This window comes from Mesorhizobium sp. RCAM 05099, from assembly GCF_059683685.1.
Genome location: NZ_CM185035.1, coordinates 3,413,380 through 3,434,355 on the forward strand (window position 1 = coordinate 3,413,380; position 20,976 = coordinate 3,434,355).

Consider the following 20,976-nt stretch of genomic DNA (forward strand, 5'->3'; position numbering starts at 1 on the left):
CGGCGTCAAGCTGAGCTGGGGCCGGGCTGCAACTGTCCCCTCACTTGCTCGCTGGCCACTCTGAGTCGATCCCTATGTTGGGTTGATTTCTGGCGACTTCAGAACTTGCCCATCGCCCATGGCGGCGAGCCATTTAAGCGATGGCTTGACAACCTTCGGCATCCCGACGCCATTGTGACGCAGAGGGCGGACAGGGGGATTCCTATGAAGAAGACATACGAACAGCCGACACTCATCAAGAAAGATCGACTGTCCAGCGTGACGGCTGGTCCGGTTGCCTCAACTACGCCGCCACCGCCTTGATGGTGCGATAACAAAAGCGCCCGCCTCGGCTCACGCTGGGGCGGGCGTTGCAATTCAGGCACCGATCCTGCTCTAGCTGAATTTCCGCCGTTACCTTGCCTTTGGAACGGTCGATGAAACGAGTATCGTTTCGCTGACGCCCGTTGACGCGACCGGGCAGGTTGCGACACTATCGTTGTGGGATAGGGGACCATGCGATGAAAGCCGCAGTTGCCGTGACCTTGATGGCCTGCATGACGGTGACGCCATGCCTGGCCGCCACCAAAGCCGATAAAGTAAGGAAGCAGATTTCGGAGGCGATGGAAGGGCTGAAGGACTGCCCGACGCTGTCAGTCAATCTTCCGAGGCTGCAGATGCTGCAGACGGAACTGGACAATCAAGGCAACATCACCGCCGCGCTGAAATCTAACGGCGACATGGCCATGGCCTTCGCCGGCACGCCGGGACCTGGCGGCCCCAAACCGGAACCGCTTTCGCCGATCTGCCAAAAGCTGGTCGACGACTACGGATACGAGGGCAAGAAGATCAAGCGGCTGATCAACGAGCCGTGAGGGCGGTGGGGAGATCGGCGACAAGGTGTGGGTCGAAACGATCACGCCGAAGCCGAAGCGCTGAGATTTTAGCCCCGTGTATGCCACCGCTGCAAGCTCCCTCAACAGGCGCTTTGATTTGCTGGCCAGCACTTCAGCGGGCGCATCTAGCCCCCTGACGGCCGCGTGATAGCCCCATGTCGTATGGACCCGCCGATAGTCGCAGGAAAGCCTTGGAAATCAGAATGGCGTTCACGCCGAGTATGCCCATGCCCGGAAGGAAATTGGCCAAACGTTGGATAGGGAGAGGAGTTTTCAGCTAAGTGCTTGAAAAGTCCTGGTACGCCCAAGGGGAATCGAACCCCTGTTACCGCCGTGAAAGGGCGGTGTCCTAACCGCTAGACGATGGGCGCGCTCAGACGAAGCGGCTTATACTGGCGTTGCGCGCAACCGGCAACCCGTCAGGTGCCACCTTGGGCAACTTTTTTCCCGCCCGTCAGATCGGGCGTTCCGCCGGGTCTGGCGGGCTCCGGTCTGTCGCCAGCTCCTGCCTGCGCGGCAGGCTGCAAACCTGGGATGAGAGGGGAAGATTTCAGTTCGGCATGAACCTGATCGAAATCGAGTTGACCGTCATGTGCTAGCCGTCGCCACCGCCGCTGCGCCGGCGGCAACGCCAGTTCCAGTCGCGCTCGGGGCCGACATCGACGTGCACGGATTCGGTGTGGCAGTAGGTGCCGACGCCGCCGCGGCCGGGCATGCTTCTGATATAGCTTGCCAGCTCCCATTTCGAAACGCCGGGGACCTGGATGTCGGCGGCGGCGCAATACATGTGCAGCGAATTCTTGGCGCCGTTGGCACGCCGGTTGCGGGCCGGGTCGCGATAGCCTGACGTCACCGTCATCTTGCGGCCGTAGTGGCCTTCGATCGTCTTCAGCACCCGAACCAGCGAGGGCTTCAGGCACGCCACGTCGACGCTCTCGTTCTGCTTGAGCAATCCGTTGGGCGCCAGCCGGGCCATGCCGGCGGCGGACGCGACCCGATAGGCCCCGGCGCCTGTGCCCTCGTCCTCATTGAGGTCGACGTCGCTTTCGTCATCGAGGCCGGATTTGCGCTTGATTTCGAACAGGGCCGTCTGGCGCACGCCGGGCAGGGCATCGCTGCCAGTGATGTGGCCGGTCTCTCCGCCGATCGAGGCCAGCTGCACCGGTTTTGCCGTGGAATTGGCCGAGGCCAGCGTGATGATCGGCTTTGCCGGTGCTGACGCCGGCTTGGCCTGCACTGCCGGCGGCTCACCCGACCTGGTGTTGATGAGCGGCGTCGCCGAGGCGGGCGTGGCGCCAAACATCGAGGCCAGGAAGCCTTTTTCTTGGGTACCTCGGCCTGCGGCGATTGTGGCATCTCGCCAGCCGTCACGTAGACCGGATTGTTCATCGCCGGCGCGGCCGTCGGCTTTGGCGCGGTCACGGCTGCATCGGCGGCTGCAATCTGTTGCGCAACCGCGTCGTTCTCCCGCGCCGTCTGTGCCGGCTGCTGCAACGACTGCGGCGTGTTTCCCGCGATCGTTTCGGCGCCCGCCGGGGTGGTCAGCGGAAAGGCGGCCTGGGGGTTCGCTATTGGCACATAGGCGACCGTCTCGGGAAGCGCCGTATCGCTTGCCGTCATCACGGTCGTCTGCTCAGTGGTGATCTGCGACGAATCGGTGACGGTGGCTGCCTTGGCGCTCGAGGCCGCGCTTATGTCCGATGCGGTGGCGTTGTAACCCGGCATTCCAACCGACATTGTCGGGTCGCCAGCCGAGGTGCAGGATGCCAGAAGCACGGAGCACAGCGCTGCCACGATGGCGCGGCGTTCTCCCTTTGCGAGGCTCCATCCTGCTGATTTCAAAGCCAAATTCCCCCTCGATGTCCGGTCGGCATATCCTCGGCGCGGCCCTGAAACGTCGCGACGAGGTACCTTTGTCTCCGATCCGGAAACGAGACCTGTGTCAAATCCGCAAGCTTGGAAGTATTTTTGTCGTGATTGCCGAATTGTGGCCGCTTGAAGGCTGACGACACCATTTCGCCCGCTTTTGCCGGCCCGTCAACTCACCAGACATTACAGTCCGTTACACACGCACCTTCACATAGGTACCGGGAGCATCCCCCAAGGTTTTCATATGCTTGCCGGGTTTGCGAGCCGGCACGCGGGTGTTGTCCTTGGTCTCGATCCAGTCTTGCCAGTGCGGCCACCAGGATCCTGGATGTTCGGTGGCCGCGGCAATCCACTGGCCGAAGTCGCCCGTCGGCGTCCCTCCAGTCCAATACTGATACTTCTTGGATGCCGGCGGATTGACCACGCCTGCGATATGGCCCGACCCGGCCATGACGTAGTCGACCTTGCCGCCGAAATATTTCGAGCCGAGGAAAACGGAGAGCGCCGGCGCGATGTGATCTTCCTTGGAGGCGAGGTTGTAGACCGGAATGGTGATGTCGGCGAGAGAGACCGTGTGGCCCGCCAGTTCCATCGTGCCGCGCGAAAGGTTGTTCTCGAGATAGCAGTTGCGCAGATAAAAAGAGTGGTTGGCCGCGCCCATGCGGGTCGAATCGGCATTCCAGTAGAGCAGGTCGAAGGGCAGGGGATCCTTGCCGCGCATGTAGTTGTTGACGACATAGGGCCAGATCAGGTCGCCCGAACGCAGCATGTTGAAAGCGGTCGCCATCTTGGTGCCGTCGAGGTAGCCCTTCTCGCTCATCGACTTTTCCACCGCCGCGACCTGTTCCTCGTCGACGAAGACTTTCAGGTCGCCGGCATGGGTGAAGTCGACCTGCGTGGTGAAGAAGGTGGCCGACTTGATGCGGTCGTCGCCTTCCTGCGCCATCAGCGCCAGTGCCGCCGCCAGCAGCGTGCCGCCGACGCAATAGCCGATCGCGTTGACATCCCTTTCGCCGGTGGCCTTCTCGATCGTGTCGAGGCCATATTGCAGCCCTTCGCGTATATAGGCTTCCCAGCTCTTGGTGCCGTGGCGCTCGTCCGGGTTGATCCAGGAGATGACGAAGACGGTGTGGCCCTGTTCAACCGCCCAGCGGATGAAGGACTTCTGCGGATTGAGATCGAGGATGTAGAACTTGTTGATCCATGGCGGGCAGATCAGCAGCGGCCGCTTGAGCACCATCTCGGTCGCGGGATCGTACTGGATGATCTCGGCGACATCGCTGCGGCCAACCACCTTGCCGGGAGTGGTGGCTATGTTCTTGCCAATCTCGAAGGGCGAATAGTCGGCCTGGCGCAGCTTCAGATCGCCCTTGCCGGCAGCGATGTCCTCGGCCAGCATCTTCATGCCGCGCACCAGGTTTTCGCCGTTCGAGGCGACGGTTTCGCGAAACAATTCCGGGTTGGTCAGGATGAAATTCGACGGCGAGATGGCGTTGGACACCTGCTTGACGTAGAAGCCGGCCTTGTGACGGGTGTGCTCGTCCAGGCCATCGGCGTGCTCAACCAGGTCGGCCGCCCAGCGCGAGGTGACGAGATAGGCCTGCTTGAGAAAATCGAAGAAGGCGTTGCGGCCCCATTCGGGGTCGAGGAAGCGCTTGTCGCCGCGTTCCGGCTTGACGGCGTCTTCAGTGCCTTCGGCCGCGTTGCTGGTGCGCTGAATGGCGTTGGCCCAGACAGTCATGTAGCCGGAGAACAGCCGCGTCTGCGCTTCCAGCGCGCGCTGCGGATCGGAAAGCCAGTATTCGCTGAGCTTGGAGAAGGTCTTCACCATGTCGACAACCGGCTCGGCGACGCTGTCGCGCACCTCGCCTTTTTCGCGCGGCTCGGCCCACGCGGAAGCCGCCTTGCCGGCCTGCTCGATCATGCGCGCCATGTTCAGGGCGAAGCGTTCCGGGTCCTTCACCAGATATTGCTCGACGGTCGAAGGCTCGTCATCTTCCGCTTTGCCCGAATCGGGTGTCTTGGACATGGTTCGCGGGGTTCCTCCCGAAGCGTTTTCTTGACATATTAACATGGGACATCCGACCGGGTCCAATCTCGCTCTACCTCGGCTGCCAAGGAAACCATATGACGATTAATATTGGCGAGACTGTTTTTTTTGGCGCTGGACGTTTTTTGCGCATCGGCGCGGCAATCATCCTCCTGGGGATTGCCGGGTGTTCGAGCACCAACGGCCCGGAGCCCGTCGCGGCGGGCATTGGGCCGAAGGACACCGGCACCTTTCCAAACCTGAACATCAAGCCGCAAGTGGCGGCGCCGCAGTTCACCGAAGCCGAGAGGAACGCCAAGCTTGCGCAATTGAAGGCCGATGAGAACGCGCAGGCGGCGAAAGGCGGCGGTCCCAAGGTCACCGACCAGGCGGCGCTCAAGGATCTGGCCAAAAAACATGGCGGCGAAACGCTGAAGCAGATCGAAGGCAAATGCGACCCCGCCCTCGACCCTACCTGCAAATGAGTATATAGGGCGCGCGCAAACGCGCCCTCCCAAACACCAAGTGATGTCTGGAACTGCCATGGAAGAGTTTCACAAGGTCCGCCGGCTTCCGCCTTACGTCTTCGAGCAGGTCAATCGGCTCAAGGCCAGCGCCCGTTCGCGCGGCGCCGACATCATCGACCTCGGCATGGGCAATCCGGACCTGCCGACGCCCAAGGCGATCGTTGACAAATTGTGCGAGGTCGTGCGCGATCCGCGCACCCATCGTTATTCCTCTTCGCGCGGCATTCCTGGCCTGCGTCGCGCCCAGGCCAACTACTATGCCCGCCGCTTCGGCGTGAAGCTCAATCCGGACACGCAAGTGGTGGCGACGCTGGGGTCGAAAGAAGGCTTCGCCAACATGGCGCAGGCGATCACCGCCCCGGGCGACGTGATCCTGTGCCCCAATCCGACCTATCCGATCCACGCTTTCGGCTTCATCATGTCGGGTGGCGTCATCCGTTCGCTGCAGGTGGAGCCTGATGACGGCTTCATCCCGGCGCTCGAGCGCGGCGTGCGGCACTCGATCCCGAAGCCGCTGGCGCTGATCCTCAACTATCCGTCGAACCCGACGGCGCTGGTCGCTTCGCTCGACTTCTACAGGGACGTGGTGGCGTTCGCGAAGAAGAACGACATCATCATCCTTTCCGACCTTGCCTATTCGGAGATCTATTTCGACGGCAATCCGCCGCCTTCGGTGCTGCAGGTGCCGGGCGCGATCGACGTCTGCGTCGAGTTCACCTCGATGTCGAAGACCTTTTCCATGCCTGGCTGGCGCATGGGTTTTGCCGTTGGCAACGAGCGGCTGATCTCGGCGCTGACGCGGGTGAAATCCTATCTCGACTACGGCGCCTTCACGCCGATCCAGGTGGCGGCCGCGCATGCGCTCAACGGCGACGGCGCCGACATCGCCGAGGTGCGCGACATCTACCACAAGCGTCGCGACGTGATGGTCGATGCCTTCGGCCGGGCCGGCTGGGCCGTTCCCGCGCCCGCGGCCTCGATGTTCGCCTGGGCGCCGATTCCGGAGCCGTTCCGTCATCTCGGCTCGCTCGAATTCTCCAAGCTGCTCATCGAGCACGCCGACGTGGCGGTGGCGCCCGGTGTCGGCTTTGGCGAGCATGGCGACGATCACGTGCGCATCGCGCTGGTCGAGAACGAGCACCGGATCCGGCAGGCGGCGCGCAACATCAAGCGCTTCCTGGCGACCAGCGCCAAGCAACCCAACAACGTGGTGCCGCTTTCCGCACACCGGTAGGCTTGCCGCACACAATTTCGATCTGACCTGAAGGACGTCGCCGGCTATGGCTGAAGCACTGCGTGTTGGAATTGCCGGTCTTGGCACGGTTGGCGCTTCAGTGGCGCGTGTGCTGCGCGACAAGGCGGCGGAACTGACCCGGCAGTGCGGGCGCGATATCATCGTCACCGCGGTCTCGGCGCGCGACAAGAAACGGGATCGCGGCGTTGATCTCGGTTCGGCGAAATGGTTCGACGATCCGGTCAAGATGGCGCAGGCCGCCGATATCGATGTTTTCGTCGAACTGATCGGCGGCGACGAGGGGCCGGCGCGCGCCGCGGTGAAGGCGGCGCTCGAAGCCGGCCATCATGTCGTCACCGCCAACAAGGCGCTGCTCGCCAAGCATGGTGTTGCGCTGGCTGAGATCGCCGAGAAGCGCGGCGTGCTGCTCAACTACGAGGCGGCGGTGGCGGGCGGTATTCCGGTCATCAAGACGATGCGCGAGGCGATGGCCGGCAATTCGGTCACCCGCGTGTTCGGCATTCTCAACGGCACCTGCAACTATATCCTCACCCGCATGGAGGCCGAGGGCATCTCGTTCGATGCTTGCCTGAAGGACGCGCAACGGCTGGGCTATGCCGAGGCCGACCCGACCTTCGACATCGAGGGCCACGACACCGCGCACAAGCTGTCGATCCTGACCAGCCTTGCCTTCGGCACGAGGATCGCCGCCAACGACATCTATATGGAAGGCATTTCCAACATCACCCAGGCGGATATCCGCGCGGCCGGCGATCTCGGCTACCGCATCAAGCTGCTTGGCGTCGCGCAGCGTACCGAAAGCGGCATCGAGCAGCGCGTGCACCCGACCATGGTGCCAACGGCCTCGGTCATCGCGCAGGTGCATGGCGTCACCAATGCGGTGGCGATCGAGACCGACATACTGGGCGAACTGCTGCTCTCCGGCCCCGGCGCCGGCGGAAACGCCACAGCCTCGGCCGTCATCGGCGACATCGCCGACATCGCCAAGAGCCGGCCCGGCTTCCAGCATGGCCCGGTCTTCGGCCGGCCGGCGAAGGAACTGAAACCCTACAAGAAAGCGCAGATGCGCAGCCATGCCGGCGGCTACTTCATCCGGTTGACCGTGCACGACCGCATCGGCGTGTTCGCGGCGATCGCCAAGCGCATGGCCGACAACGACATCTCGCTGGAATCGATCGTCCAGCACGCGGTCAGCGAGGAGGCGGCGGCGCAGAAGACGGTGATCCTCGTGACGCACGAGACGACCGAGGCCGCCGTGCGCAGGGCCGTCGACGGCATCACCAAGGATGGTCACCTGACCGACAAGCCGCAGGTCATCCGCATCGAGCGGGCAGGGTAGCATCCAGCCGGGTCGCAGCACGGGCAGGAATCGCGCCGGTATTGCACCTCGGTGCGATGGCAAACAGCCGCGATCTCCCGGAACGAATTCGCCTCGGAGCCGTTCTCTTGGTCAGCAACCAAAGGAACCGCTTCATGGCCGATACCAACAAGTCCGACACCCCCCATATCGACGACATCCAGAAGGCGCTGGAAAAGCAGATCGCCGAACTGCGCAAGGAGATCACCAAGATCAACAAGAGCATTGCGGCGCGCGGAGCGGAAATGCTGGATGACGCCAGCGAGCAGGCTTCCGATTTCTACGAGACGGCGGCCAGCCGCGCGTCGCGAACCGCGCAGCAGCTGCGCACTCAGGCCCAGGCAGTGTCGGAAGTCGCGCGCGAGAATCCCGGCACGACGACCGCCGTGGTCGGTGTGATCGGCCTGCTCGGCTTTCTGGCCGGGCTCGCGATTGGCCAGTCGATGAACGACACGCCGCGCCGCTGGTATTGATGGCGTCCCGATAGAGCGGGCTTTGCCGGCTCATTTCCTCGTTTTCGGCAAATCATTTCCAGGAGGGCATTATGGCTTCATCGATGTTGATAGGCATCCTGATCACGTTCCTCGTGATCATTCTCGTTCTCTATCTGGTTCAGCGTCTGCCGCTCGACGCCAGGATGAGGCAGATCGTCCAGATCATCGTCATCATCATTGGCATCATTTCGCTGCTCAAATATCTCGCGGTCTTCTAGGCGAGCGAAGCGCGCCAATGCGTCGCGGCTGGCTGTGATGGGATCAGGCAGCCGACCGGCAACCCATCATGATTTTCACTTTTTCAGTCCGGCCCGGTTCTTCTCGACCGGGCCGGCCGCATTTCAAAAATGTGTTTAATCGATTGATATTGCTGGTTATTCGATAAAACTCTCGGCAGGTCTTGCCGTTGTCATGCTCGTTTGACAAAAGAGACGCGCCTCCGGCGGGAGGCGGCGTGCAAGCGAGGATTTGCCGAAATGAATGTGGCCCAGAACATCGTCGCCGGACTTGACCGGATACTCCCCATGGAGCTGGTGCGCGTCACCGAACGGGCCGCTGTCGCCGCCGCGAGGTTGCGCGGTCGCGGCGACGAGAAGGCGGCCGACCAGGCCGCCGTGGACGCCATGCGCCAGGAGCTCAACCGGCTTGCCATCAAGGGCACGGTGGTGATCGGCGAGGGCGAGCGGGACGAGGCGCCGATGCTCTACATCGGCGAGGCAGTCGGCTCCGGCAAAGGTCCCGCCGTCGACATCGCGCTCGACCCGCTCGAGGGCACGACGATCTGCGCCAAGAACCTGCCCAACGCGCTCGCCGTCATCGCGATCGCCGAGAAGGGCAGTCTGCTGTTCGCGCCCGACGTCTACATGGACAAGATCGCCATCGGACCCGGCTATGCCGATGGCGTCATCGACATCGATGCCTCGCCGGCCGAGAACATCGCAAGCCTCGCCCGGGCCAAGGGCGTCGCGGTGTCGGACATCACCGCCTGCATCCTCGACCGGCCACGCCATGCCAAGCTGATCGACGCCGTGCGCGCCACGGGCGCCGCGATCCGGCTGATCGGCGACGGCGATGTCGCCGGCGTCATCCACACCACCGATCCCGAGGAAACCGGCATCGACATCTATCTCGGCACCGGCGGCGCGCCAGAAGGGGTGCTGGCCGCGGCGGCGCTGCGGTGCACCGGTGGCCAGATGCAGGGCCGGCTGATCCTCGATACGCCTGAGAGGATCGCGCGCGCCGCGAAAATGGGTATTTCCGATCCGAAGCGGGTCTATCGTGCGCAAGACATGGCGCGCGGCGACGTGCTGTTCGCGGCCACTGGTGTCACCGACGGCAACATGCTGGCGGGGGTCAAGTTCGGCCGCACCTACATCACCACCCACACGATCGTGTTGCGCTCGTCCTCGCGGACCGTGCGCGAGATCAAGGCCCGGCACCAGGATCTGGATAAGTTCTAGACCGGCTTGCGAAGCCACGTCGCAGTCGTTAGCCATCTGGTTGCATCCGATGCTGGCTGTAAGGACCTGGCGATGAAATCGTTCGACTGGCACGCCGACCCGATCTCGCGTGCCACGGCCATCACCAAATCCTATCGCAACACCCAGAACGTGCGCCGCTTTTTCACCCGCGAATGCGGCAATGGGTTCAGGTTCGATCGACCTTTCATGGCCTGGCTCAAGGACGGTGTTCAAAAGACAATGGGGGATGCCGCCGACGAATGGCTTCGGCGCCAGGCTGAAAAGCGGAAAGCGTAGTGAGGTCTCCCATCACCGCGAACCGCTTGGCTTTGCCTGCCTTTGGCCTATCCTGCGGCCACACATGAGTTGGCAAACCGCATGACCGGCGAACGGCGACTCTTCCTCGACGTCAGGCAGTCGGCTACCGGCATCTCCTGGGAGCACCGGCTGACCGAGCGGCAGGACATGGTTGCGCTTGCCATCGCGCAAGGCCATGGCGTGCCCGACATTGTCGCGCGCGTGCTTGCCGGCCGCGGCGTCACCGCCGAGCAGACCGAGCGTTTTCTCGATCCGACGATCCGCGACCTGCTGCCGGATCCGGCATCGCTGACGGACATGGACAGGGCGGCGGCCCGCCTCGCCGCCGCGGTGATAGCCAGGGAGAAGGTGGCGATCTTCGGCGACTATGACGTCGACGGCGCCGCCTCGTCGGCCTTGCTGAAGCGTTTTCTCGCGCATTTCTCGGTGCCGTCGGAAATCTACATCCCGGATCGCATTTTCGAGGGTTATGGTCCCAATCCGGACGCCATGCGCGAACTCGTTTCGCGCGGCGCGACACTGATCGTCACTGTCGATTGCGGCACCAACAGCGCCGCTTCCATCGATGCCGCCAATGCGGCGGGCGCCGATGTCGTCGTGCTCGATCACCATCAGGTTGGCGGTCCGTTGCCGGCGGCAATCGCTGTCGTCAATCCCAACCGCGACGACGACCTCTCCGGACAGGGCCATCTGTGCGCCGCCGGCGTCGTCTTCCTGGCCCTCGTGCAGACGGCGAAGATCCTGCGTGGCCTTATGGCCGACGCTGAGCCGCCGGACCTGCTTTCGCTGCTCGATCTGGTGGCACTTGCGACCGTCTGCGACGTGGTGCCGCTCATCGGCGTCAACCGCGCCTTCGTGGTCAAGGGGCTGCAAATGGCGCGCCAGCAAAAAAACGAAGGGCTGGCGGCACTCGCCCGGGTTTCGCGTATCGGCGAGCCGATCAGCACCTTCCACCTGGCCTATCTCATCGGTCCGCGCATCAATGCCGGCGGGCGCATTGGCGACGCGGCACTTGGCAGTCGCCTGCTTGCCACAGACGATCCGGTCGAGGCCCGCACCATCGCCGAGACGCTCGACCGGCTCAATCAGGAACGGCAGCTGATGGAGCAGGAGATGCTGGCGGCGGCGCGTGCCGAGGCCGATGCCGAGCTTGCCGGAGGCAATGGCCCGGCGATCGTCGTCACCGCCAGCAACAGCTGGCATCCAGGCATTGTCGGCCTGCTCGCTTCACGGCTGAAGGATCACGCGCGGCGGCCTGCCTTCGCCATCGCCTTCAATGCCAACGGCGTCGGCACCGGGTCGGGCCGATCGGTATCGGGTTTCGACCTCGGCCGATTGGTGCGAGAGGCCGCCGATGCCGGGTTGATCGTCAAGGGCGGCGGCCATGGCATGGCGGCCGGCATCACGGTGGAGCGCTCGCGACTTGGCGAGCTCAGGGCGTTTTTCGAAGAGCGGGCGGCGGCCGATGTGTTCCGGCTGCAGGGCGAGGAACGCCTGGCGATCGATGGCGCGCTGGCCGCCGAAGGCGCAACGGTTGGTCTGCTCGACGCGCTCGAGAAGGCGGGACCATTCGGTGCCGGGCATGCGGCACCCGTCTTTGTGCTGCCGCGTCATCGGCTGGCCGACGCCAGGCCGGTCGGCACCAACCACATTCGCGTCGACTTGCAGTCGGAAAGTGGCGGCCGTATCCAGGCGATCGCCTTCCGTGCCGTCGATACGGCACTTGGCGAATTCCTGTTCAAGAACCGAGGCAAGACGGTGCATGTCGCCGGCTCGCTGTCAGGCAATTACTGGAATGGCAACCGCACGGTGCAATTTCGCATTGTCGACGCGGCCCGAGCGTAGGGTTGATCAGGCGAGAACGGTCTGCAGCCGCGTCAGTTCGCCGATCTGCGCCATAGTTGCCTCATAGCCGAGGCGGATCGCCTCGTCGGCGCGATGGAATTCGGTCAGGCCGATATGGCTGAGCTTCGGCTGCAGCGACATGTCAGGCGGATCGCCGGCAAGCCTGGCGCGCGAAATGCGGTCCTGGATGATGTTGAAGGCTTCGACCATGACGCCGGTAATGCCGAGCCGTGTCTCGCGGGACTGGCGTTCCGTGTCGACCTGGCCGGGCCTCGGCGCATCCTTTTCGATGACCAGCTCGCCGGCGCTGTGCTTGATGACGGCGGCGCGGCCGAACAGATCGTAGTGAAGGTTGACCGCAACAACGAGCGGCTGCTCGTAGGCGCGGCAGACCGAAACCGGAACCGGGTTGACCAGTGCGCCGTCGACCAGCACGCGGCCGTTGCAGTTCACCGGCTCGAACACGCCAGGCAGCGCATAGGAAGCGCGCATGGCGGTGATCAGCGAGCCGCTCGACAGCCAGATTTCATGGCCGGTGCGGATCTCGGACGTCACTGCGACGAAGGGCTTGGGCAGATCCTCGAAACGAACACCGGCCACATGTTCACGCAGGCGGGCGTCCAGCTTCATGCCGCCGAACAGGCCGCTGCCGCGCAGATTGAGGTCGAGTAGGCCGAAAATGCGCCGCCTGGTCAGGCTGCGGGCGAAGTCTTCCAGCTCATCCAGTTTGCCGGCGAGGTAACAGCCGCCGACCAGCGCGCCGATCGAAGTGCCGGCGATCATCGAGAGCTCGATACCGGCTTCATCGAGCGCGCGCAGCACGCCGATATGGGCCCAGCCCCTGGCACAACCGCCACCCAAGGCGAGCGAAATGCCTGTTTTCTTTGCAGGTTTTGGTTCGGACGCGCCGCCCGACGAAGAGAGGCCGTTGGCTTCCCGAACGTCTGGTCTGCTACGCAATGACGCCCACTCGAGCACCATAATCTCCCTTGTCCCACTCCCTTTCTACAGGAAGTCCGTTTGAGAATAGTGAATATGAGTGGTTTGTGAATATTGAATGGTTCACAAAGGCTTCCGATACGTGTTTTCCGCATCGAACAGCGGCTTGCTGCCGTCGCCGGCAAGCGTCGCCCTGCCTTCGATCAGCCCCACCGTCCGATAAAAGCATGAACGCCGACCGGTGTGACAGGTTGCGTCGTGGCCCAACACTTTGACGCGCAGCCACAATGCATCCTGATCGCAGTCGGTGCGCATCTCGACGACATGCTGGAAATTGCCCGAGGTTTCGCCCTTCTTCCAAAGTGCGTTGCGCGAGCGCGACCAGTAGTGGGCGATGCCGGTTTCCAGCGTCAGCCCCAGCGCCTGCGCATTCATGTGCGCCACCATCAACAGCATGCCATCTTCGGCATCGGTGACGACCACCGTGACGAGGCCGGCGGCATCAAAGCGCGGCGAGAGGACAGTGCCTTCCTCCAGCGCTTTCTTGTCTGATGGGGCTTTCGGAAATTCCAGTGCCGACATCGCCGGTTCATTTTCTTGTTTGACCATGATCTTTTCCGAAAACCGGTCTCCACTTTTCGGGATCATGGTCTGGCGAAGCCGGCGGGACCGATCAGACTCCGCCGCCGCGCACCATTGTGACGAACCGAACCTGCTCATCGGGAGTGTCCTTGAAGACGCCGGTGAAGGTCGAGGTGAGGGTGGTGGAACCCTGCTTGCGGATGCCGCGCATGGCCATGCACATGTGCTCGGCCTCGATCATGACGGCGACGCCACGGGGATTGAGCACATCCTGGATGACGCCAGCGATCTGCGCGGTCAGCGCTTCCTGCGTCTGCAGGCGATGGGCGAAGATATCGACGACGCGCGCGATCTTGGACAGGCCAACGACCTTGCCGTCCGGCAGATAGCCGACATGCGCCTTGCCGATGATCGGCACCATGTGGTGCTCGCAATGCGAATGGAAACTTATGTCCTTGACGATGACCAGGTCGTCGTAGCCGGCGACCTCCTCGAAGGTGCGGCCGAGTTCCTCGGCCGGGCACATGTCATAGCCGCCAAACATTTCGCGATAGGCCTTGGCCACGCGTTTCGGCGTGTCGACGAGCCCCTCACGGTCCGGATTGTCGCCGGTCCAGCGCAAAAGCGTGCGCACGGCAGCCTCGACCTCGGCTTCGCTCGGTCGGTCGGTGACCGGCTTTTCCATATAGGCGGACTGGGGCATGAGTTTCTTGATGACGGCATCCATAAAAGGCGTCTCCCGTAGTTCCTCTCTCAAGGAGGAACGAGTTGAACGGACCACGACCTTTCGGTGTCGGAAACTCGCCCCGTTTCCAGCCCCGTAAGCGGCGTGAACTTTCCGGCAAGGACGCTGGCTTTCGCTGCCTTGTCGATACCGGACTGCCAGCATTATATATGGTCATGACGAGCGAAAGGAAGACACGGCAGCGGCAATCGCTGTTCGCTGGGCGGCGACGGATTGGAAAATAATGATCAACGACGTCTACAATGCGAAAATTCTCGGTTTTGCTGGAAACATCGCGCGCATCGGCCGGCTCGACCATCCCGACGCGACCGCGAAGGCGCACTCCAAGCTGTGCGGTTCGACCGTCACCGTCGACCTCAAGATGGCGGATGGCGTGGTCACCGACTTCGCCCATGACGTGAAGGCCTGCGCGCTCGGTCAGGCGTCATCCTCGATCATGGCGCAGCATGTCGTCGGCGCGAGCGCCGAAGAATTGCGCGCGGTGCGCGACACCATGCTGAAGATGCTGAAGGAAAATGGCGCCCCGCCTGACGGCCGCTTCGCCGACCTGAAGTATCTGGAGCCGGTGCGCGACTACAAGGCGCGCCATGCCTCGACCATGTTGACCTTCGACGCCGTGGTCGACGCGATCGGCCAGATCGAGAAGAAGCGCGCCGAAGAAGCAGCCTAGGCCGGATCCCCTAAATTCCGCGCGCGCCTGCTTTCGGCAAATTCGCCGCGGACCCAGTCGGCGAAAGCCGCGGCCGGTTCCGACAGATCCTTCAAATTTCTCGCCACCAGCCAATAGGAGCCGGAAGCGACGTCGATGTCGAACGGCTTGATCAAGGCGCCGGATGCGATTTCCTCGCCGATCTGCAAGAGATCGCCCAGCGCCACGCCGTGCCCGAGCAGGGCGGCCTGCTTTGAAAGTGACGCATCCGCCAGCATGGGACCGCGCGCGGGCACGGCATCGGCGGGAACACCGGCTGCTTCGAACCAGCGCGCCCAGCCCTGCCGGTTTTCCTCGTGCAAAAGCGTGTAGCGACCAAGGTCGATCGGCTTCTCGAGGGCAGGACCCGAGGCGAGCAGCGCCGGCGACAGAACCGGTGAATCGACTGTCGAGGCAAGTCGCTCGGCCTCGCTGTGCGGCCACGAGGCGGCATGCGCGCTGAAGCGCAAGGCCAGTTCGGGCTGATCGCCACGGAACTCGATCAGCCTTGGATCGACTTCGAGGGAAACGTCGATATCGGGTCGCAATTCGCGAAATCGATTGAGCCGTGGCACGAGCCACACGGATGCAAGTGAGGGTTCGACGCTGACGCGAACCACTGACTGCGCCGGGACCGCGACCAATTCCGAAAGCAGTCTGTCGATGTCGTCAAAACTCCGGACCAATTGGGCGAGCAGACGCCGGCCCGCATCGGTCAGTTCGACGCGGCGGTGGTGACGTTCGAACAGGGGCTGGCGCAGGAAGATTTCGAGCTCGCGGATCTGCCGGCTGATCGCCGCCTGCGAGACAAAAAGCTCCTCGGCCGCCCTGCTGAAGCTCAGATGCCGGCCGGCCGCCTCGAAGCTCCTCAATGCCGTCAGCGGCAATCGACCGCGCTTCATTCGCATAACCTCAGATTATCCGTAGTGGAAATTATACTCGTTTGAAGGCGAGAGCCAGTGGCGGTCTAATCGCGTCAAAGGAGACACGGTCATGATCCAGTTCCTGAGCATCCTTGGCGATGTCATGCGGGTCGCAACGTTTCAATGGCGTGACGAACAGCAGCATGCGAAGCGCCGTGAGGAGCCGGCCAGTCCTGGCCGCTGGGCGCCTTCGGCCGGGCGACATCCCTATCGTCGTTCGAGACCCTGAAGCGGACGACACGGCAACGGGTGGACGGGGATTGCGTTCTCCGGCCGAAGTCCACATCTATCCGTTGGGAAACGCGATACGGAGAATGCGGTGCGCGACCAACATGGGCATGCGCATATCGCCGGACGGCCGAGGCGCGGGCGCAACTGGCCAGGGCCATGGCGCAAGACGCCGGGGCGTCTCCTTGGCACATCGCTTGTGCGCCTTTACCAGCTGACGCTGTCGGGCTTTATCGGCAATTCCTGCCGGCATCTGCCGACCTGTTCCGAGTACGCGCATGAAGCAATCGCCCGCCATGGCCTGTGGGCCGGCGGCTGGATGGGGTTTTTCCGGGTGCTTCGCTGCGGGCCATTCGGCACGCATGGCATCGACCTTGTGCCGGAGGCGCTCGCGGATCGTTTCGTCTGGTTCATGCCCTGGCGATACTGGCGGATCGGAAGAAAGCGTGGCGATCCGCCAGGCTGATCGCGCCGATCAAGGCCGCGCGGGGGCGCACGATTTAACCATCTGGTAGGGTTAACGACAACCTGCACAAAGACTGCGCATTTGAGACAAAATCGAGACAAGAGACCTCGCTAAGCCGCTCGCGAACCCCTGCTGGAGCGAGCATCACATGCGCAACGTCGACCGACTTCCCTTCATCCTTGCCGGCATCCTGTTCCTGCTCGCCTGGCTGCTGGGATTTCCGATGCGCGCGCAATCGGCGCCGCTTGGGCAGGTGCGGTGCACGCTGACCGCCGATGCTGCAAGCGGCAAGACGCTCTACCAGGACGGGACCTGCGATCGGCTTCGGCGTGCACGGATGATGTGACCACCAGCGTTGTTCGCCGCTCCCTTCGGTGCCTTGGAAAAGCGGGCGGCGATATCGCTACTCTCGAGATCTTCGATTTCGTCGAAGCCTAGGTCAGTTAGGGATTTCGCCAGCTCGTCCGGAACAAAGAAGCTGATCCATGGCTCCCCGACAGACGCGACGCGCGCCGCATGGAAAGCGAGAGCAGCCTTTCCCGCAGCGTCGCGGCTCTCAGCCGGTTCGCTATAGTCGAACACCACCTCCGAGCCACGAACACCGGCTATCCAGGACAGCGTGTTGAAGATCGCTTCCTTCGTCAAATAGGGGACGACGCCCAGCCAGATGAAGAAGCTCGGTTCGGTCGACTGCAAGCCGGCCGCGGCCGATTCTGCGGACAGGCTTTGCCGCTCGAAGTCGACTGGCACGAATCTGGTGGCGGGTGGCTCGGCAAGACCGCTATCGGCAATGCATTTGCGTTTCCAGGCTTGCGTGGCCCGGTGGTCGACTTCGAACACGCTGAGACCCGCATACGGATTGCGCAGCGAAAACGTATCAAGGCCAGCGCCAAGCACGACGAGCTGCCGGATGCCGCGACGCACCGCCACCGCCAGCCAGTCCTCGGCGAACCGGGCGCGCGCGGTCACGAACAGGCGCATGCGCCGGCGGCATTCGTCTTCCTCCTCAAGCTCCTGTGCCGCGGGAGCCGCTTCACCCAGAATCGCGATCGCGTAGGGATCGCGAAACAGCCCTGCCTGCGGCGAAAACTGATGCAGGGCCCTCATGCGTGCGACGCCAAGGGCGGTTCGGCTGGGTGTTGCGTCTTCCATGCTGGTGATTCCAGTTTATGTCGTGCATTTTCGCAAGCCTCTGCGACTGGTCTGCGACATCCGTGGTGACATTTCCTGACGACTGCGCCAATTGCCGCTCTTTACCTGACGCAACGCTGCCTCTAAAACCTCGCCCGCTGCCGGACGCCTCCGGCTTTTCCCACGACCACCCGCGCTCGTTTGCGGGACTGGATAGGAGATACAAATGCTGAATTCCGTTTCCCTGACATTTCCCGATGGCTCCGTCCGCGATTACGACGCGGCGATGACCGGTGCTGGTCTTGCCGAATCGATCTCGAAGTCGCTGGCCAAGAAGGCCGTCGCCTACAGCATCGACGGCACGGTGCGCGACCTCTCCGACCCGCTCGGCAAGTCCGGCAAGGTCGAGATCATCACCCGCGACGATGCGCGCGCGCTTGAGCTGATCCGCCACGACACCGCCCACGTGCTGGCGGAAGCCGTGCAGGAGCTGTGGCCGGGAACGCAGGTGACCATCGGGCCGGTGATCGAGAACGGGTTCTATTATGACTTCGCCCGCAACGAGCCGTTCACGCCAGACGATTTCCCGGTGATAGAGAAGAAGATGCGCGAGATCATCGCGCGCAACAAGCCGTTCACCAAGGAAGTCTGGTCGCGTGACAAGGCGAAGAAGGTCTTCGCCGACAAGGGCGAGCGCTACAAGCTCGAACTGATCGACGCCATTGCCGAGGATCAGGATCTCAAGATCTATGCCCAGGGCGACTGGTTCGACCTCTGCCGTGGCCCGCACATGGCCTCGACCGGGCAGATCGGCAACGCCTTCAAGCTGATGAAGGTGGCCGGTGCCTATTGGCGTGGCGATTCGAACAACCCGATGCTGACGCGCATCTACGGCACGGCCTGGGCTGACCAGGCGCAACTCGACGCCTACCAGACGATGCTGGAGGAGGCCGAGAAGCGCGACCACCGGAAGCTCGGCCGCGAAATGGACCTGTTTCATTTCCAGGAAGAGGGGCCGGGCGTCGTCTTCTGGCACGCCAAGGGCTGGAGGATGTTCCAGAACCTGGTCAACTACATGCGCCGCCGCCTCGACGAGCAGGGCTATCAGGAGGTCAACGCGCCGCAGGTGCTGGACAAGAGCCTGTGGGAAACATCAGGCCACTGGGGCTGGTATCGCGACGCCATGTTCAAGGTGACCGTCGCCGGCGACGATACCGACGATGACCGCGTCTTCGCGCTCAAGCCGATGAACTGTCCGGGTCATGTGCAGATTTTCAAGCATGGGTTGAAGTCTTACCGCGATCTGCCCGTAAAACTTGCCGAATTCGGCAATGTGCATCGCTATGAGCCGTCGGGCGCGCTGCACGGGCTGATGCGCGTGCGCGGCTTCACGCAGGACGATGCGCATATCTTCTGCACCGAGGAGCAGCTGGCGTCGGAGTGCCTGCGCATCAACGACCTGATCCTGTCGACCTATGCCGATTTCGGCTTTGACGAAATCAGCGTCAAGCTGTCGACGCGACCGGACAAGCGCGTCGGCACCGATGAGGCGTGGGACCACGCCGAAGCGATCATGGGCAGCGTGCTGGAGACGATCAGGACGAGGTCCGGCAATCGGATCAAGACCTCGATCAATCCGGGCGAGGGCGCCTTCTACGGACCGAAATTCGAATATGTGCTGAAGGACGCCATCGGCCGCGAATGGCAGTGCGGCACGACGCAGGTCGACTTCAACCTGCCGGAGCGCTTTGGCGCTTTCTACATCGGCTCTGATTCCGAGAAGAAGCAGCCGGTGATGGTACATCGCGCCATCTGCGGTTCGATGGAACGCTTCCTCGGTATCCTGATCGAGAACTATTCCGGTCACTTCCCGCTGTGGTTCGCGCCGCTGCAGGTGGTGGTGGCGACGATCACGTCGGACGCCGACGACTACGCGACCGAGGTGGTGGCAAAACTAAAGGCCGCCGGGCTGCTGGCCGAAGCCGATCTGCGTAACGAGAAGATCAACTACAAGGTCCGCGAACACTCGCTGGCTAAGGTTCCGGTCATCCTCGTCTGCGGCAAGCGCGAGGCGGAGGAGCAGACGGTCAACATGCGCCGGCTGGGATCGCGCGACCAGGAATCGCTTGGTCTTTCCCAAGCGATCGCACAATTGACCGAAGAAGCGATCACCCCCGACCGCCGGCGCAAACGCGCTGCCTGATCCGCACAGTATCGACGAAATGGCGGTGGAGCGATCCACCGCCATTTTCATATCCCTGTCACGCCAACCTTGTAACGAGCCCTCATGCTCAAACTGAAGACGCGCGAAAAACCGTTTCCCGAGCTTTCCTATGCCAATCCGCGCCAGCCGGCGTTGACGCGGTGGGTCATCCATTCCATCGAAGGCCTGTCAGGACGCGATCGCTACACGGCGCTCTATGATTTCTGGCGTCGCCACGTCGTGCCGACTGGCGAGCGCGTGTTCAGCCGCATGCTCGACCTGATCGACGTCCGCGTGCGCACCGCCGATCAATGGCCGCCCGCGCAATTGCCGGATACGCCGCTGGTGATCGTCGCCAACCATCCGTTTGGCATCGGCGACGGCATTGCCGTGCTGTCGCTGGCCGAGCAACTGGGGCGCCCGTTCCGGGTGATGATCCACAAGGACCTGCTCAAGATCCGCGAGATGGAACCCTATTCGCTGCCGATCGACTTTTCCGAGACCAAGGACGCGCTGAAAAACAACATGGCCGTGCGCCACGAGGCGGTGCGGCTGCTGAAAGAGGGCGTCACCATCGTGGTGTTTCCGGCCGGTGGCGTCGCCACCGCGCCGAAGGGCTTTGGCCGTGCGCGCGACCTGCCATGGAAGATGTTTCCGGCACGTCTCGTCCAAGACGCCAGGGCGTCCGTCATTCCGATGCATTTTTCCGGGCAGAACGGCCGGCTGTTCCATCTTGTCAGCGGCCCGATGAACATGGCCGAGCGCGACGGCCGGGTGGCGAAATTCGTCGGCAAGGCCTCGCTGACGCTACGCATTTCGCTGCTCATTCACGAATTCGCGCGGCTGTCGGGCAAGGCGATCGACGTGCGCGTCGGCGATGTGCTGAGCTGGAGCGAGCTGGAACCATTGCGTGACCGCAAGGCATTGCTCGATCGCCTTCATCGCGGGGTGTTCGATCTGGCGCCAATCACAGCGCGTCGCAAGATTCCGTTTCTGCCGGCGCGGACCAAGCTAGCAGCCTGAAATCAGCATCCACGTACGG

Annotated in this window: 20 protein-coding genes, 1 tRNA gene and 2 pseudogenes; 14 read left to right on the forward strand and 9 right to left on the reverse strand. The window is 63.0% G+C overall.

Annotated features, from left to right (window positions below; genetic code table 11):
- The first annotated feature begins 500 nt into the window (after positions 1 to 500).
- Complete coding sequence (locus AC56QQ_RS16765; RefSeq protein ID WP_497128739.1) at positions 501 to 854, forward strand: hypothetical protein; 354 nt, start codon at positions 501 to 503, stop codon at positions 852 to 854.
- 317 nt (positions 855 to 1,171) lie between these two features.
- Here the strand turns inward: AC56QQ_RS16765 and AC56QQ_RS16770 are convergent.
- The 3 genes and pseudogenes from AC56QQ_RS16770 to AC56QQ_RS16780 form a co-directional block, all read right to left on the reverse strand.
- Positions 1,172 to 1,246: transfer RNA gene (locus AC56QQ_RS16770), tRNA-Glu, on the reverse strand.
- Positions 1,247 to 1,470: 224 nt separating this feature from the next.
- Positions 1,471 to 2,723, reverse strand: a pseudogene (locus AC56QQ_RS16775) (YcbK family protein).
- Positions 2,724 to 2,937: 214 nt separating this feature from the next.
- Positions 2,938 to 4,773: a PHA/PHB synthase family protein gene (locus tag AC56QQ_RS16780; RefSeq protein WP_497128741.1), complete on the reverse strand. Its 1,836-nt coding sequence runs from the start codon at positions 4,771 to 4,773 to the stop codon at positions 2,938 to 2,940.
- Positions 4,774 to 4,871: 98 nt separating this feature from the next.
- Here AC56QQ_RS16780 and AC56QQ_RS16785 point away from each other — a divergent pair, with 98 nt between their 5' ends.
- From AC56QQ_RS16785 to recJ, 8 genes are all read left to right on the forward strand, one after another.
- On the forward strand, positions 4,872 to 5,258 hold the full coding sequence (locus AC56QQ_RS16785) for a hypothetical protein (protein WP_497129035.1): 387 nt from the start codon (positions 4,872 to 4,874) through the stop codon (positions 5,256 to 5,258).
- A 58-nt stretch (positions 5,259 to 5,316) separates the two neighbouring features.
- Positions 5,317 to 6,534, forward strand: a complete 1,218-nt coding sequence (locus tag AC56QQ_RS16790) for an LL-diaminopimelate aminotransferase (RefSeq protein ID WP_497128743.1) — start codon at positions 5,317 to 5,319, stop codon at positions 6,532 to 6,534.
- 46 nt (positions 6,535 to 6,580) lie between these two features.
- Positions 6,581 to 7,894: a homoserine dehydrogenase gene (locus AC56QQ_RS16795; RefSeq protein ID WP_497128745.1), complete on the forward strand. Its 1,314-nt coding sequence runs from the start codon at positions 6,581 to 6,583 to the stop codon at positions 7,892 to 7,894.
- 134 nt (positions 7,895 to 8,028) lie between these two features.
- The gene (locus tag AC56QQ_RS16800; RefSeq protein ID WP_489861795.1) at positions 8,029 to 8,385 is read left to right on the forward strand and encodes a hypothetical protein; all 357 of its coding nucleotides are present in this window, start codon (positions 8,029 to 8,031) and stop codon (positions 8,383 to 8,385) included.
- Positions 8,386 to 8,456: 71 nt separating this feature from the next.
- Positions 8,457 to 8,624 (forward strand): Thivi_2564 family membrane protein, encoded by a 168-nt coding sequence (locus AC56QQ_RS16805; protein WP_081293949.1) that lies wholly within the window; start codon positions 8,457 to 8,459, stop codon positions 8,622 to 8,624.
- A 258-nt stretch (positions 8,625 to 8,882) separates the two neighbouring features.
- The gene (gene glpX / locus AC56QQ_RS16810; RefSeq protein WP_497128747.1) at positions 8,883 to 9,866 is read left to right on the forward strand and encodes a class II fructose-bisphosphatase; all 984 of its coding nucleotides are present in this window, start codon (positions 8,883 to 8,885) and stop codon (positions 9,864 to 9,866) included.
- A gap of 72 nt (positions 9,867 to 9,938) precedes the next feature.
- Positions 9,939 to 10,163 (forward strand): DUF6434 domain-containing protein, encoded by a 225-nt coding sequence (locus AC56QQ_RS16815; protein WP_489861793.1) that lies wholly within the window; start codon positions 9,939 to 9,941, stop codon positions 10,161 to 10,163.
- 81 nt (positions 10,164 to 10,244) lie between these two features.
- Entirely contained in the window at positions 10,245 to 12,029 is a 1,785-nt protein-coding gene (recJ, locus tag AC56QQ_RS16820) for a single-stranded-DNA-specific exonuclease RecJ (RefSeq protein WP_497128749.1), read from the forward strand.
- A gap of 6 nt (positions 12,030 to 12,035) precedes the next feature.
- On the opposite strand, the gene AC56QQ_RS16825 is transcribed toward recJ, so the two are convergent.
- The 3 genes from AC56QQ_RS16825 to folE all read right to left on the reverse strand — a co-directional run bounded on the left by AC56QQ_RS16825 (position 12,036) and on the right by folE (position 14,277).
- Positions 12,036 to 13,007 (reverse strand): patatin family protein, encoded by a 972-nt coding sequence (locus AC56QQ_RS16825; protein ID WP_497128751.1) that lies wholly within the window; start codon positions 13,005 to 13,007, stop codon positions 12,036 to 12,038.
- Positions 13,008 to 13,091: 84 nt separating this feature from the next.
- Complete coding sequence (gene hisI / locus AC56QQ_RS16830; RefSeq protein WP_497129037.1) at positions 13,092 to 13,550, reverse strand: phosphoribosyl-AMP cyclohydrolase; 459 nt, start codon at positions 13,548 to 13,550, stop codon at positions 13,092 to 13,094.
- Between the two features lie 91 nt (positions 13,551 to 13,641).
- Complete coding sequence (folE, locus tag AC56QQ_RS16835) at positions 13,642 to 14,277, reverse strand: GTP cyclohydrolase I FolE (protein WP_091575232.1); 636 nt, start codon at positions 14,275 to 14,277, stop codon at positions 13,642 to 13,644.
- Positions 14,278 to 14,518: 241 nt separating this feature from the next.
- Between folE and AC56QQ_RS16840 the strand changes: the two genes are divergently transcribed.
- On the forward strand, positions 14,519 to 14,965 hold the full coding sequence (locus AC56QQ_RS16840; RefSeq protein WP_489861789.1) for an iron-sulfur cluster assembly scaffold protein: 447 nt from the start codon (positions 14,519 to 14,521) through the stop codon (positions 14,963 to 14,965).
- On the opposite strand, the gene AC56QQ_RS16845 is transcribed toward AC56QQ_RS16840, so the two are convergent.
- The gene (locus AC56QQ_RS16845) at positions 14,962 to 15,885 is read right to left on the reverse strand and encodes a LysR substrate-binding domain-containing protein (protein ID WP_497128754.1); all 924 of its coding nucleotides are present in this window, start codon (positions 15,883 to 15,885) and stop codon (positions 14,962 to 14,964) included. The two genes, AC56QQ_RS16840 and AC56QQ_RS16845, sit on opposite strands and share 4 nt — an antisense overlap.
- A gap of 31 nt (positions 15,886 to 15,916) precedes the next feature.
- A complete protein-coding gene (locus tag AC56QQ_RS16850) occupies positions 15,917 to 16,051 on the reverse strand; it encodes a hypothetical protein (RefSeq protein ID WP_497128756.1) in 135 nt (44 codons plus the stop codon).
- 174 nt (positions 16,052 to 16,225) lie between these two features.
- Between AC56QQ_RS16850 and yidD the strand changes: the two genes are divergently transcribed.
- Together yidD and AC56QQ_RS16860 are read left to right on the forward strand one after the other, a co-directional pair.
- Positions 16,226 to 16,600, forward strand: a complete 375-nt coding sequence (gene yidD / locus AC56QQ_RS16855) for a membrane protein insertion efficiency factor YidD (protein WP_497128758.1) — start codon at positions 16,226 to 16,228, stop codon at positions 16,598 to 16,600.
- A gap of 148 nt (positions 16,601 to 16,748) precedes the next feature.
- Positions 16,749 to 16,922: pseudogene (locus tag AC56QQ_RS16860) on the forward strand (class D beta-lactamase); the annotation flags it as partial.
- Here AC56QQ_RS16860 and AC56QQ_RS16865 read toward each other — a convergent pair.
- The gene (locus AC56QQ_RS16865; RefSeq protein ID WP_497128760.1) at positions 16,898 to 17,752 is read right to left on the reverse strand and encodes an SAM-dependent methyltransferase; all 855 of its coding nucleotides are present in this window, start codon (positions 17,750 to 17,752) and stop codon (positions 16,898 to 16,900) included. The pseudogene AC56QQ_RS16860 and the gene AC56QQ_RS16865 sit on opposite strands and share 25 nt — an antisense overlap.
- 205 nt (positions 17,753 to 17,957) lie before the next feature.
- Between AC56QQ_RS16865 and thrS the strand changes: the two genes are divergently transcribed.
- Positions 17,958 to 19,934, forward strand: a complete 1,977-nt coding sequence (gene thrS, locus AC56QQ_RS16870; protein WP_489861785.1) for a threonine--tRNA ligase — start codon at positions 17,958 to 17,960, stop codon at positions 19,932 to 19,934.
- 84 nt (positions 19,935 to 20,018) lie between these two features.
- Positions 20,019 to 20,957 (forward strand): lysophospholipid acyltransferase family protein, encoded by a 939-nt coding sequence (locus tag AC56QQ_RS16875; RefSeq protein ID WP_497128762.1) that lies wholly within the window; start codon positions 20,019 to 20,021, stop codon positions 20,955 to 20,957.
- Positions 20,958 to 20,976 lie beyond the last annotated feature (19 nt).

What these genes read in the sequence shown, in the direction of transcription:
- AC56QQ_RS16765 (WP_497128739.1), top strand. Translation starts at nt 501, where the DNA reads ATGAAAGCCGCAGTTGCCGTGACCTTGATGGCCTGCATGACGGTGACG.
- AC56QQ_RS16780 (WP_497128741.1), bottom strand. Translation starts at nt 4,773, where the DNA reads ATGTCCAAGACACCCGATTCGGGCAAAGCGGAAGATGACGAGCCTTCG.
- AC56QQ_RS16785 (WP_497129035.1), top strand. Translation starts at nt 4,872, where the DNA reads ATGACGATTAATATTGGCGAGACTGTTTTTTTTGGCGCTGGACGTTTT.
- AC56QQ_RS16790 (WP_497128743.1), top strand. Translation starts at nt 5,317, where the DNA reads ATGGAAGAGTTTCACAAGGTCCGCCGGCTTCCGCCTTACGTCTTCGAG.
- AC56QQ_RS16795 (WP_497128745.1), top strand. Translation starts at nt 6,581, where the DNA reads ATGGCTGAAGCACTGCGTGTTGGAATTGCCGGTCTTGGCACGGTTGGC.
- AC56QQ_RS16800 (WP_489861795.1), top strand. Translation starts at nt 8,029, where the DNA reads ATGGCCGATACCAACAAGTCCGACACCCCCCATATCGACGACATCCAG.
- AC56QQ_RS16805 (WP_081293949.1), top strand. Translation starts at nt 8,457, where the DNA reads ATGGCTTCATCGATGTTGATAGGCATCCTGATCACGTTCCTCGTGATC.
- glpX (WP_497128747.1), top strand. Translation starts at nt 8,883, where the DNA reads ATGAATGTGGCCCAGAACATCGTCGCCGGACTTGACCGGATACTCCCC.
- AC56QQ_RS16815 (WP_489861793.1), top strand. Translation starts at nt 9,939, where the DNA reads ATGAAATCGTTCGACTGGCACGCCGACCCGATCTCGCGTGCCACGGCC.
- recJ (WP_497128749.1), top strand. Translation starts at nt 10,245, where the DNA reads ATGACCGGCGAACGGCGACTCTTCCTCGACGTCAGGCAGTCGGCTACC.
- hisI (WP_497129037.1), bottom strand. Translation starts at nt 13,550, where the DNA reads ATGTCGGCACTGGAATTTCCGAAAGCCCCATCAGACAAGAAAGCGCTG.
- folE (WP_091575232.1), bottom strand. Translation starts at nt 14,277, where the DNA reads ATGGATGCCGTCATCAAGAAACTCATGCCCCAGTCCGCCTATATGGAA.
- AC56QQ_RS16840 (WP_489861789.1), top strand. Translation starts at nt 14,519, where the DNA reads ATGATCAACGACGTCTACAATGCGAAAATTCTCGGTTTTGCTGGAAAC.
- AC56QQ_RS16845 (WP_497128754.1), bottom strand. Translation starts at nt 15,885, where the DNA reads ATGAAGCGCGGTCGATTGCCGCTGACGGCATTGAGGAGCTTCGAGGCG.
- AC56QQ_RS16850 (WP_497128756.1), bottom strand. Translation starts at nt 16,051, where the DNA reads ATGCTGCTGTTCGTCACGCCATTGAAACGTTGCGACCCGCATGACATC.
- AC56QQ_RS16865 (WP_497128760.1), bottom strand. Translation starts at nt 17,752, where the DNA reads ATGGAAGACGCAACACCCAGCCGAACCGCCCTTGGCGTCGCACGCATG.
- thrS (WP_489861785.1), top strand. Translation starts at nt 17,958, where the DNA reads ATGCTGAATTCCGTTTCCCTGACATTTCCCGATGGCTCCGTCCGCGAT.
- AC56QQ_RS16875 (WP_497128762.1), top strand. Translation starts at nt 20,019, where the DNA reads ATGCTCAAACTGAAGACGCGCGAAAAACCGTTTCCCGAGCTTTCCTAT.